13 protein-coding genes are annotated in these 11,925 nt (G+C 42.7%); 4 read left to right on the top strand and 9 right to left on the bottom strand.

All coding sequences use genetic code 11. The features are described from left to right. Positions 1-18 precede the first annotated feature (18 nt). The 4 genes from H6G05_RS22065 to H6G05_RS22050 are packed head-to-tail and all read right to left on the bottom strand — an operon-like array spanning position 19 to position 2,204. Positions 19-495 carry a DUF4351 domain-containing protein gene (locus tag H6G05_RS22065; protein WP_199310727.1) on the bottom strand — a complete coding sequence of 159 codons (477 nt, stop codon included), beginning with the start codon at positions 493-495 and terminating at the stop codon, positions 19-21. Beyond that, positions 479-1,432, bottom strand: a complete 954-nt coding sequence (locus H6G05_RS22060) for a DNA polymerase III subunit delta' (RefSeq protein ID WP_322096419.1) — start codon at positions 1,430-1,432, stop codon at positions 479-481. Before H6G05_RS22060 ends, H6G05_RS22065 begins: the two co-directional genes overlap by 17 nt. Positions 1,433-1,434: 2 nt before the next feature. After that, positions 1,435-1,917 (bottom strand): hypothetical protein, encoded by a 483-nt coding sequence (locus H6G05_RS22055; RefSeq protein WP_190581605.1) that lies wholly within the window; start codon positions 1,915-1,917, stop codon positions 1,435-1,437. Between the two features lie 32 nt (positions 1,918-1,949). After that, on the bottom strand, positions 1,950-2,204 hold the full coding sequence (locus H6G05_RS22050) for a hypothetical protein (protein WP_094529921.1): 255 nt from the start codon (positions 2,202-2,204) through the stop codon (positions 1,950-1,952). Positions 2,205-2,796: 592 nt separating this feature from the next. Between H6G05_RS22050 and H6G05_RS22045 the strand changes: the two genes are divergently transcribed. The 3 genes from H6G05_RS22045 (at position 2,797) to H6G05_RS22035 (ending at position 5,048) form a co-directional block, all read left to right on the top strand. After that, on the top strand, positions 2,797-3,300 hold the full coding sequence (locus tag H6G05_RS22045) for an endonuclease V (protein WP_190581603.1): 504 nt from the start codon (positions 2,797-2,799) through the stop codon (positions 3,298-3,300). A 114-nt stretch (positions 3,301-3,414) separates the two neighbouring features. Then, positions 3,415-4,059 (top strand): HAD family hydrolase, encoded by a 645-nt coding sequence (locus H6G05_RS22040; RefSeq protein ID WP_242025743.1) that lies wholly within the window; start codon positions 3,415-3,417, stop codon positions 4,057-4,059. Between the two features lie 146 nt (positions 4,060-4,205). Continuing rightward, positions 4,206-5,048, top strand: a complete 843-nt coding sequence (locus tag H6G05_RS22035) for a C39 family peptidase (protein ID WP_190581601.1) — start codon at positions 4,206-4,208, stop codon at positions 5,046-5,048. Positions 5,049-5,075: 27 nt separating this feature from the next. Here the strand turns inward: H6G05_RS22035 and H6G05_RS22030 are convergent, their stop codons facing one another. The 5 genes from H6G05_RS22030 to H6G05_RS22010 all read right to left on the bottom strand — a co-directional run bounded on the left by H6G05_RS22030 (position 5,076) and on the right by H6G05_RS22010 (position 10,875). Continuing rightward, positions 5,076-6,005, bottom strand: coding sequence for an endonuclease/exonuclease/phosphatase family protein (locus tag H6G05_RS22030; protein ID WP_190581599.1), 930 nt, complete (start codon positions 6,003-6,005; stop codon positions 5,076-5,078). After that, complete coding sequence (locus tag H6G05_RS22025; RefSeq protein ID WP_190581596.1) at positions 6,005-7,510, bottom strand: serine/threonine protein kinase; 1,506 nt, start codon at positions 7,508-7,510, stop codon at positions 6,005-6,007. Before H6G05_RS22025 ends, H6G05_RS22030 begins: the two co-directional genes overlap by 1 nt. A 10-nt stretch (positions 7,511-7,520) precedes the next feature. Then, entirely contained in the window at positions 7,521-8,966 is a 1,446-nt protein-coding gene (locus H6G05_RS22020; protein ID WP_190581595.1) for a serine/threonine protein kinase, read from the bottom strand. A 58-nt stretch (positions 8,967-9,024) separates the two neighbouring features. Then, positions 9,025-9,861, bottom strand: coding sequence for a Cof-type HAD-IIB family hydrolase (locus H6G05_RS22015; RefSeq protein ID WP_190581592.1), 837 nt, complete (start codon positions 9,859-9,861; stop codon positions 9,025-9,027). 129 nt (positions 9,862-9,990) lie between these two features. Continuing rightward, positions 9,991-10,875, bottom strand: a complete 885-nt coding sequence (locus H6G05_RS22010) for a Sll0314/Alr1548 family TPR repeat-containing protein (RefSeq protein WP_190581590.1) — start codon at positions 10,873-10,875, stop codon at positions 9,991-9,993. Positions 10,876-11,474: 599 nt separating this feature from the next. On the opposite strand from H6G05_RS22010, the gene H6G05_RS22005 reads away from it, so the two are divergent. Further along, the coding region (locus tag H6G05_RS22005) for an IS110 family transposase (protein ID WP_190581589.1) at positions 11,475-11,925 on the top strand (451 nt) is incomplete at its 3' end.

Genomic DNA, 11,925 nt, shown 5'->3' with positions numbered 1-11,925 from the left:
TTTTCTTTCGCCTTTTTTTTACTTTCTACTTTTCAACCACGCTTCCAAATCCGCCACCTTCTCAAAATCCAACACCGCCTCCGCCAACTCCTCCAACTGCTCCGCCGATAGCTTATCCAAACGCTTAACCGTCTTCAGAGTCACCTTACCAAACTTCCGCGTCAGCAACTTTACCGCAAACTGCTTTAGTCCCAAAACCTGACCGCGCTGTGTCCCGATTTTTACACCCTCAAGCTTACCCTCAAGCTTGCCTTCAAGCTTGCCTTCAAGCTTGCCCTCAAGCTTTGCCTCCCGATAAACCCTTGTTTTCTTGAGATCACCTAATGTAAACATCGCTTCAACCTCCTCTCGACTCATTTGGGGAAACTTGTAAAGCAAAACTGTCTCAATAAATTCTATCATCCTCTCGCGATCGCCTTGCCCCACTAGATCAGCTAACTGATGCGCTAAGGCTATACTTCCAAACTCAGTTGTTAATTTAGATCTTTCCTGCAATTTGGAGGAGAGTTACTTCCCAAACTAGTCTTGGTTGCACATAACGCGCAATCAATTCCCTTGCTTTATCGAGGTGTTGCAAAACTGACTTCGATCTTTGCTGCTCCCAAAAATAATTTTGCAAATAATCAATCAGCCATAATTGCAAATCCACCTCTAGCTCCTTGGTAATTTGTTTGGCGATCGCCATGGCACTTTTGGCATCCTGAGGAATTTGGCGTACAGAAGTTAATAACTCGGCGGGAATACTCTTAAAACGTTCAAAGGAATCGATCGCCTGTCCTGCCGATCCTTGTGCTAAGGCGACTACTTCGGGCGGAATATCCGTATGACCTTCACGGGTGAGGACTTCTTGCATTTGCGCTTGATTCAGTCTTGTGAAGGGGATGCGTTGGCAGCGCGAAACAAGAGTTGGCAAAATCGAACCAGCGTCGGGAACGATCAAAATTATGGTGGCATACAGCGGTTCTTCGAGGGTCTTGAGCAGGCTATTAGCAGCCGACTCCGCCATCGATTGCGCTTCTTCGAGGATTACCACCGATCGCTGACATTCGAGGGGCGATCGGCTGACAAATTCGCTGATTTCGCGCACTTGCTCGATCCGAATTTGGGGCAAAGCGCGGCGCTTGAGTCCTGCTGCGTCGGCTTCCTTTGCCGTGAGCATTTTGCCCTTGTCTAAATAGGTTGGCTCTACCCACAGCAAATCAGGATGATTGCGATCGCTTAATCGCTTAGTAGATTTGCGATCGCCTAATAAAATTTCGGCAAATGCCGAGGCAGTTTTGCTACGTCCCACGCCACTTGTACCCGCAAATAAGTAAGCAGGAGCAATGCGATCGCGTTGAATCGCGGCCTTTAACAAGGCGATCGCTTGGCTTTGACCAACAACAGCATCAAAGGGCGAATTTATGGGTAGAGGCAAATTTGGGGCTGACACCTCTAGTCATTCCACTGATCTTGTAATGATCTTTTGGCGCTGATACCTACTGGATAGCGGCGATGACGTTGCCCTGAATCCAGCGAATCAACTTTGCGTCGTCTCAGCCACCATCGAATCGCTTCATCGACGATCGCCGCAGGGTTGTTGGATATTTCCAGTAGCTCAGTTAGTAATTCTGGGGCAATGTCCACTTTATAGACGAGATCATCGGTCAGATCGATTGCTGGTGGATTGGCTTGATTAGTCTCGGTGATGGATTCTGAGGCAGATGGCAAAGGTTGATTAATGGGATCGGGGAGAGTCTGACTAAGATTTATTTCACTATTTGCTGAAGCATTTGCTACTGCATCAGTTGAATTCAGATTATTTTTGTTTGCTTGGAGTTTGCTCATATTGAGGATCATGAACATCATAAGGATAAGTCCGAACTGAAAAAGTCCAATCATCAAGAGCAGTTTGTCTGGAGACCAAAATTCATCCATAAATTTTTGGGATCAGCGTATTAGGCTTTTTCCTAATCATTCCACTCGCCGCGAGGTGGCACAACGGGATTCATCGTTAGGGGACGGGAGCGATCTGCTTCTTTGATCGCTCGACGCTGCAACCATTGACGAATCGCTGTATCGATCGCCTGTTCAGGATCATTTGTAACTTCACCGAGTTCAGCAAGTAAAGCAGGGTCGATGTCTATACTCTTTAGCACCTCGTTAAATACTGCTTCATTAGCCGATTGGGTTATTTGCGGTTCGTTAGCGTTATCTTCTGGCATATGAGTTTTTAAATTAACTGGCACTAAATTTACTTGACACTATCCAGATTTTACCCAGATTTGTTACCTTCTGAATGTACAGTGCGATCGCAATCTCGCGATAAATGTCAAATTTATAGTTGAATTTTGGGGTTAACTGGGGTGAACAGCTTTACATACTCCCTTCCCACCCAAGGATTAGCGGTGCGCCGCGCTGCTAATCCTTGGGTTTTTATACCAATTCTCGAAAGTGTTGCCACACTTTTGGGAATTAAAAGCCAAACCCAGTGAGGGTTTTAAAAGCACAAAATGGCTATGCCATTTTGTGCTGTGGTATTAGCCACCTGTATCAGGACAAATCAAACCTCAAATAGTGTGAGGCGGCGCGAAGCGCCGCCTCACACTATTTGAGGTTTATGTCCTAACAAGAATGGCGAAAGCTATATTAGAAAACCCGTTGCTAAATGCGATCAATCCAAAATTGGTGGTGTGATGGTGACGGGCGATCGCGGCAAGGGTAAATCCACCACCATTTGCATCCTTGCAAAGTGATTAGGCTTTTGAATATTAAACTTATTCTATGGATGATTAAAGACATAGACGGTATGGTGACATGATATTTGCGGTTGATGTGGATTATCGAGAGGGGAAGGCTGTAGCGGCTGGAATTGCCTTTAATGATTGGGAAGATCCTGTCCCTGTCAGCACATTTATCGCTCAAACTGATCAGGTCGAGGAGTATCAACCAGGGGAGTTCTACAAACGCGAACTACCAATTATTTTGCTGCTTTTAGAACAACTTCCCAAACTTCCCCAGATAATTGTGATTGATGGATACGTCTATCTAGATCGCTCTCAAAAAGCAGGCTTAGGGCTTCATTTGTACAATGCACTTAATGCGAAAGTAGCAATCATCGGTGTGGCGAAAAGTCGTTTTCAAGATATTCCTTCAGAAACTGAGGTGTTTAGAAGTGATAGTAATCGACCATTATTTGTAACGGCGATCGGTGTTGATGAATCTGAAGCAAGAGGTTGTATTAAAAAAATGCATGGCGATCATCGATTACCAACCATACTAAAAGCTGTGGATAGACTTTGCCGAGATTCTTATTTATAGCAAGCGCTTTGCACTGATTAAAAAAAACAAAGTAGCGGTGCGAAGCACCGCTACTTTGTTTTGTGATTTGTTCTCTCTAACTTTTGCATTGCTATAATTTGATAAAATGACAGCATGATGGATACAGTGTTATTTGATTTAGATGGAACTTTGACCGATCCCAAAATTGGGATTACTACCTGTATTCAATATGCTCTGCATCAACTTGACTATGAATCACCAGAAACAGCGCAACTCCTCTGGTGTATTGGTCCCCCATTAACAGTCAGTTTTGCGAAGCTGCTGCAAACTAACGATAAAGCGTTGATCGATCGCGCCATTACCCTTTATCGCGATCGCTTTGCCACAGTAGGCTTATTTGAAAATGCACTCTATCCCCAAATCCCTGAAACTCTCAAATCAATTCGCGCCGCAGGTTATCAAACCTACATTGCCACATCTAAGCCCCATGTCTTTGCCAAGCGGATTATTGAGCATTTTGCGCTGACTTCTCTATTTGATGGCATTTATGGCAGTGAATTAGATGGCACTCGCAGTGACAAAGCAGAGCTAATTCAGCATATTCTGCTCACCGAAAATCTGATTCCTGCAAAAACAGTGATGGTTGGCGATCGCTCCCATGATGCGATTGGGGCAAAGAAAAATCAGCTCTTAGCGATCGGTGTGACCTATGGTTATGGCACTGAAGAGGAGCTAAAACTGCATGGTGTCGATTTGATCGCTAACACCCCCAAGGAGATTACCCAATATTTATACTAAACCAAAGCACAAAATGGCGTAGCCATTTTGTGCTTTAAAAACCTAAGAGAGAGTGGCGGCGCGAAGCGCCGCCACTCTCTCTTGAATTTATAGATGACGATATGCGATGATTTATAGCGTTATCGCATTTATTCCGAGGTTGTCCTATGCCCAAAGCGATCGCCGAAGCGGATACTTTTCTCAAAAAGAAACTGCTTGGCTCCACAGATTTAGCCGATTCCGAGAAAATCTTTATCAAAAAAGGGCAAACATTTTTTGTTACTGAATATAGCCCTGATCGCAATCAACATATTTTCTTGACTCTAGCCTCACCCTTTCCAGCACTAGATGGCAAATCCCAACTCCAAAAGGTCTATGCCTACGATCCTCATGTCAAAGTTGAAGGGGAAGATGTCAATCAGCTCATCAAGTTACCTGTTAAATATTGTTCACAACTAGACAACGATCAAGCAATTTTTGGACCTGGTTGGCGACAGTGCAACACAACTAGTAATGCGATGCTAGCTGACTTTGTGTTAAATGGAGCCTTAACAACGATGGCGAAAGCACAGGGATTTCCAGAACCAGAGTCAGTCTATATGCGACTGGTGGGTAAGTTTGGGGATACCACCGATCATGATGCTCAAACTTGGGCTTTAAAAGAACTTGGCATTAACTCTTATTTCAGTTATTCTCTCTCAGCTAAAGATGTATTGCTTTCACTCAAAGCAAATATCCCTGTAGTTGTCGGATTTGCCTACAAAGGGAGCGGTCATATTTGCGTAATCGTCGGGCATGATCCTGCCAAAAAAGTTTGGCTTGTACATGATCCGTACGGCACTCGTCATGGTGCTAGCGATAGTTATGACGTTGGTGTTGGTGGCGCTTACGATCCCTATGGCTATGATGTCATGCAGCAAATTTTTTGGGATGGTGGCGGTGAAGCAGGCTGGGGCAGGATTGTCACCAGTATTAAGGGCAAACCCACAGGTTTACCTTCGGGACTATAAAAAAAGCGGCGCATTGCGCCGCTTTTTTTATTTACTGCGAAAGATGGCTCGCACGGGCAAATGATCGGATACTTTCGCAAAATAGGTGCGATCGCTATCAAATCCCAAATCTTTTTGCGGATCGAGAATCTGTACTGATTGAGAAATGTATTCTTCTTCTGCACCTTTGGGCGCTTTAGAAATCGCAATATGATCGATGACGCAACCAGTGCCGCGATTGGTATAGCGTGGACGACCATCGGGAGTTTTAGGCTGACCACGTTTTTTTAAGCAGTTCTCCTTTTTGCCCGTTTCAATATCTCTAGTCAAGAAAGTCAGTGGTGCATCCCGTAAACCTCGATTTTGGTCAGCCCAAGTTGGACTATTAAAATCACCGACTAGAATTAAATCGGGATCAGATTGTGAATTCTGTTGATAGTTATCTACTTCTTGGCGCAAGCGATCGCTTTGATTTTGGCGTAAGCGATCGGCTTCTTTTCCTCCACCTCCTTTTTGATGCACGATTACTAAGGTGAAGTCAAAGTTTGCGCCTGTTTTCACAAAGGTTACCAGCGGCGATCGCAAAGTCCCTGTGATGTTCACCTTTTGCCATTCAGTCACCTTTTGAGCCGAGATCAAGTCTTTGCGATAGAACAGAGCTACTCTTTGTTTACTGCCCGTATCTCCTAAGACAAATTCCCATTGTTTACTTTTATTCAACTGCTCCTTGAGTTTTTCGGCTCCCGATGGACTAACTTCTTGTAAGCCGATTACATCAAAATTACGTTCGATAATTTGGCTTACTGCTTCTAATTTGGGAGTATTCGCTCCATCAAAATTGCCTAGATTAAAAGTTCCAATTCGGACTTGATCGGGTACATTTGCCGTGGCAAAGGGATTAGAGCAACCAGCGATCGCAATTGCCAAAAGACAAGAGATAGGCAAATATTTAAAGTGTTTAAAAAGCGATCGCTGCATTATTTTCTCCTAATATAATATAAGAACTCCTCAATTACATCAATTAACCAACTAACTTCTGTTGACCTAATATCATTATTTGCTAAAGGATATTTATCTCCATTCAACCACAAAAGTACATTTACTTTTATGGAATTGTCTTCATTATGATCACTACTTAGCCAAATTAAATCATCTACAATTCCACTATTACGTTTCTCAATCATTCGCCACTTTGGTTCTGCCCCTTGAAAATCGGTAGTTGGCAGTTTAATTTGCCAAGAAGTTCTTCCAAACAGCGACTTCTCAAATAAAGTTTCTGTTTCAGTTGTTTTTAGAGTTACTGTTTCTAATAAACCTATGGTAAATCTAAGTATCAATCCACCAAATATCATTACCAATAACCCAAAGATGACATAGAAACTAAAAGAGTTATGATAATACATAGAAACATTGCTCCAAATAGCTCCCAAAATAGGATGAGCGAAGACAATGATTAATCCTAAGAATACCCACATAAAAACTGCGGTCAAGATTTTAGGAGGAATTGTAATCTTGAGGCAAGTTGCAGAAGTTGAAACTTGAATGTCAGAGTTGTCTGGGGGAAAAGAATGACGAATATAACTAGGAAATTGCTTGGATTTGGCAGGACTAGATTGCTTTATCGGTTCTAATGGAGTGGGTTTACTCTGAGGAGTAAAAATTTGGATGGATTCAGTTAGAGATTGCAAAGCAGTTCTTGCCGATGCATAGCGTTTTTTGACTGTCGGCTCTACTAATTTTTGAATCCATTGCAAAAGATGAGGACTGGCACTGGTGCGATCGCTAAAGAGTATCCGTGCGTCATCATCCTGTGGTAAATCCGCAGGTGATATACCTGTTAGCAAATAAATTAACGTCGCACCTAAGGAATAAAGATCGGACGCGGCAACTGCTCTACCACCATACTGCTCCATTGGCGCATAGCCATAGGTTCCCACCACAGTGAAAGATTTACCTTCAGCCGACGCTTTATCCTGCACTGCACCAAAGTCCACCAGATAAATGTTTCTTTCCCCTCCTTCATCTCCAGTTAAGATCAAGTTACTAGGCTTAATATCGCGATGCAGAACTTGGGGACTGAGTTCATGGAGATAGATCAGGATTTCTAAAACCGCGATCGCAATTTTCTTAACCTGTGATTCATTAAATTTATTTCCTCTAGCAATATGTTCGCGTAAAGAATCCCCTTGAATATATTCCTGTACCAATCCAAACCACAAAGAGCGATCGTCAATCGAAAAATAGTCGCGATATTTGGGGATACGTGAATGATCTAGCGCTTTGAGTACATTGGCTTCACGTTCAAATAGTTTTAAATCTTCCCATTGCACATTGCCACCAAAAGCTAGTAACTTGACCACCACCAATTCATTCTCTTTCTGCAAATCTTTGGCTAGCCAAGTCTCGCGACCTGCGTTTTGACCAAGTTGACGCTCTAGCTGATAACGTTGATTAACGATCTCTTGAGGCTGAAGGGTAGTCATAAAAGATATCTCATATTAAAGAACGACTGTTTTTAAAATTAGTAATCAATTCCATTAACCACATCACTTCGGTTGGTCGTAGCTCATTGGCAGATATTAAATAAGTGTCATCTTGGATATGTATTTTGACATTGGACTTGAGCGAGTTATCATCATTTTTCTCACTACTTATCCACACCAACCAGCCAAATAGATTGTTGTTCAATCTGTTTCGCATCATGCTCCAATTTGGTTCAACGTAAATGGAACCACTGCAAGTCTGTTGGTCACGCCAATAGCACTTACCAAATATGTAGCGACTTAAGATGACTTCTTGTCCATTAATTTCAAATTTAGATGTGGTGAGAAGTTTTAAAAGCTTGCTCAAGATCAATCCGACAATCGTTAATAGAATTACAACAACTATGGGGTTAAGTCTGTTTATTAGCAAGTAGGGGACTAATGTTGTACCAAAGAACAAAGTGATTAACGATATTATTCCTATGAAAAAAATAGCTGATAGGATCTTATTAGGGACTAAAATCTGAAGATAATGCTCTGATTCTTCAACTTGAATGTTGGTGTTTTCTGGAGCATAGTTTCTAATGACTTTCTTCTTAACCGATTGGACATGTGGAACAACCTGCTCTGCTTGTATTTTGGGTTTAGGCTTAACCAGAGCTTCTAAAGCAACTTGAGCCGATGCATAACGTTTTTTCAGTAATGGCTCTACTAAGGTCTGAATCCATTCCACAAAGTCACGACTAGCACTGGTGCGATCGCGAAACATGATCTTGGCTTCGTCATCCTGTGGCAGATCCGCAGGTGATATTCCCGTTAGCAAATAAATCAGCGTTGCACCCAATGCATAGAGATCAGAAGCGGCTACTGCCCGACCACCATACTGCTCCATTGGTGCATAGCCATAGGTTCCCACCACAGTGAAAGATTTACCTTCAGCCGATGCTTTATCTTGCACTGCCCCAAAATCCACTAGATAAATGTTTGGTTCTTCTCCTTCAGTTCCATTCAAAATCAAGTTGCTAGGCTTAATGTCGCGATGCAGAACTTGAGGACTGAGTTCATGGAGATAGATCAGGATTTCTAAAACCGCGATCGCAATTTTCTTAACCTGTGATTCATTAAATTTATTTCCTCTAGCAATATGTTCGCGTAAAGAATCCCCTTGAATATATTCCTGTACCAATCCAAACCACAATGAGCGATCGTCAATCGAAAAATAGTCGCGATATTTGGGGATACGTGGATGATCTAGCGCTTTGAGTACATTGGCTTCACGTTCAAATAACTTTAGATCTTCCCATTGCACATTACCTCCGAAAGCCAATAACTTGACCACCACCAATTCATTCTCTTTCTGCAAATCTTTGGCTAGCCAAGTCTCGCGACCTGCATTTTGCCCAAGTTGACGCTCTAGCTGATAACGTTGATTTACAATTGCTTGAGGTTCTAGCATAACTATCGCCTTAGATTTTAATGATCAAAGAGTGCTAAAGCACTCTTTGATTCAGAATTTATAGCACGAATTTTTCGATCGCTACAGCCGCTCCATCATTCTCAACAGTTGGGGCAACCCAATCTCCAAGAGGTTTTAAACCTTCAGGAGCATTACCCATAACTACGCCAATACCTGCATATTCGATCATTTCTAAATCGTTGAAATTATCGCCGATCGCTAAAACCTGCGAGCGATCAAATCCCAAGATATTCTCAGCTAAATGTTTAACCGCAGTTCCTTTATTAGCGATCGGATTAGTCGCTTCAAAGAAAGTAGCTACAGATTTAGTGAGATAGAGTTGCTGAGGTGTATAACGATCTTTGAGAACTCGAAGCATTTCGGTCACCAGTTCTGCCGTATCACTCAAAGCAAGAATCTTTGTTGGTGGATGATCGGTATTTTTACTAGTGAGGAATTCTCGCAAATCACCGACTACTGTGACTCCAACTTTAGAGCGTTCGGCATAGGCTTGAGTTTGGGCTGTCATTTTCCGAACGTAGAGTTCATCATTCACGTAAATATGAATCGAAAGCTGATCATTAGTCGCAAATTCTCCTAGATCATCGAGCAAAGAGAGCGCTTGTCCGAGTTCAACTGGCCAATGCCCAACTAATTCATCGGTTTTAGGATCTTTAATGAATGCGCCTTGATAGGAAATCAATGGCATATCTGAAGCGATCAATTCATGGAATCGTACCGCCGAGCGATACATTCGACCCGTAGCGATCGCCACTTTGACACCCTTTGCCTGAGCCGCTTTTACCGCTTGCTTAACTGCATCATTGACCTGATTGGCATCACCACTAATCGTGCCATCGATATCTACCACGATCAGTTTAATGTCTTGCGCCATGAGTTTTTTGCTTTCTTTTTGCGTTGGATAAAAAAGTAGGGTCAATTCATGAATTGACCCTACTTTTTTATAATACCTTGCTTGGAAATCCAAAACAGTAAAGGCGGCGCTTCGCGCCGCCTTTACTGTTTATTTTTCAGGACAAGCTACACCGCCAGAGATGTTGCGGCATTGTCCACGAATCTCGTCTAGCAGGCTAGGATTGAGTTGCTTAGACTTACTTAGAGCAAGCTCAAATTGCTTCTTGGCGGTTGGAATATTGCTGTCGCTTTGCATCCATAACACTTGTCCTTTTAGGTAATGTAGTTCTGGATTATTGGGAGCAGAGGTAAGGGCTTTGTTTACTGCATCTAGAGCAAGATCGGGCTTGCGAGCATCACGATAGGCTAGAGCGATGCCACGCCATTTGAGATAATCAGGCGCTGCATATTGCTTGAGGCTTTCCAAAGCTGTTTCAAGGTCTGACAGAGGTAATACTGATGCAATTAGCATGTCAATATAGCCCTTAATCAAATTTAGCTCAGGATCATTGGGAGAAATATCCTTGGCTTTTTGGATATTGTCAAAAACGCTTTGCACTAGTGGCAAAGCCTTAGGTGCACTGGATACGCCTTCAGTTTTGACAATATATCCTGCTTCAATCAAGTCACTCGCCGCCAAGTAGATATAAGCTCTGAGGTTATCTTTACCCTTCAAAGCTTCGGCATTAGATCGAACACGCTGTCCAGCAACTCGCATTCCTAAGTAGTCTTCTCTGGCATAGAAGGTGGAAGCGCGTAAAGCGAATAACAGTGGCTCGTTTGCTTCTGTTCTTACAGCTAAATCTAACTGCTTTACAGCCGCCGTATAGTTTCCATCTTTGAACATTAACTCAAAGGCTTTTTGGGTTTCGCTGCCGATCGCCCTAGCATTTTGGGAGCGGAATGGATCTGCGGCAAAGCTAGGCATCACTGTGGCGGCGGTGATCAATGCTGTTAACAGAGATACGGATATAAATTTCAAAGAGCGGTTCATAAATTTCCCCGAAAATATCAGGCTATAAGTAGTTAGCAATGTTTAGATCGTATCTTTAGATATTCTGACAAATTCAACTCGGACTTAATCTAAATACTTAGTCTAAATTTGGTCTGATGTTTTAGGTTGTCTGCAACATATTACGTTAATGCACTCAAGGACGATGGTAATTTACAAAAAGTTTCTTCGCTTCATTTAATACCCAGACTTAATATCAAGCCCTGCACTCAAGTGCGGTCTAAAAGCTCAAGTCCACTGAAGTGGACTAAGGAATACTTTTAACTGATGTTGCGTGGAAGGAATTCTTGCGATGGCGTAAGTCTAGGGCTGGCGGGGGCGCAGCCCCTTGTATCTAGGAAGAAAAGTAAAGGATAAAATCTTTACTACAATCCAACAAGCAAAGGCAGAGATAAACTCGAGCAGCCCCTAGGGACACCAAGCCCGTAATGTAGATAGAGTCGTCTCTGCTTAAACAGTGGAAACAAGTAAAGACTGGACAGTATCAGAGGTCGCCCAATGGGTAAACCTGCATTCACAAGGATAGATCAATACCACTGATTGCTTGATGGACAAATCTAGCAAGAGGACTGAAACCACTGATGAACAATAACAATGAAGTAAATGATGTTTTAGGAATAGATATCAGTAAAGCCAAATTTGATGTTGCTTTAATCCAAGGTAACGCCAAAATTAAAAGCAAAGTATTTGCCAACAATCCCGAAGGATTTGCTGAATTACAAGAATGGCTAAATACTCAAGGTGTCACAAATTTACATGGCTGTATGGAAGCCACCAGCACTTACGGCAATGCTTTAGCTAGGTTCTTAGTACAAGCAGGGTACAAAGTCAGTATTGTTAATCCATCACCTCCCAAAGCCTTTGGGAAGAGTGAGTTAAGTCGGACAAAGACTGACCGTGCTGATGCCAAAGTGATTGCTAGATTTTGTGTAGCTTTAAAACCTGCTCTTTGGACACCACCACCATTAGAAATTGAGCAACTCCAAGCATTGGTACATCGTTTAGATAGCTTAACCTCTATGCAGCAGCAAG

Origin of the sequence: Phormidium tenue FACHB-1050 (assembly GCF_014696925.1) — a bacterium.
In the GTDB taxonomy this organism is placed as follows: domain Bacteria; phylum Cyanobacteriota; class Cyanobacteriia; order Pseudanabaenales; family Pseudanabaenaceae; genus Pseudanabaena.
The sequence above is the reverse complement of the archived record's forward strand: the minus strand, read 5'-3'. Positions and strand labels throughout refer to the sequence as shown.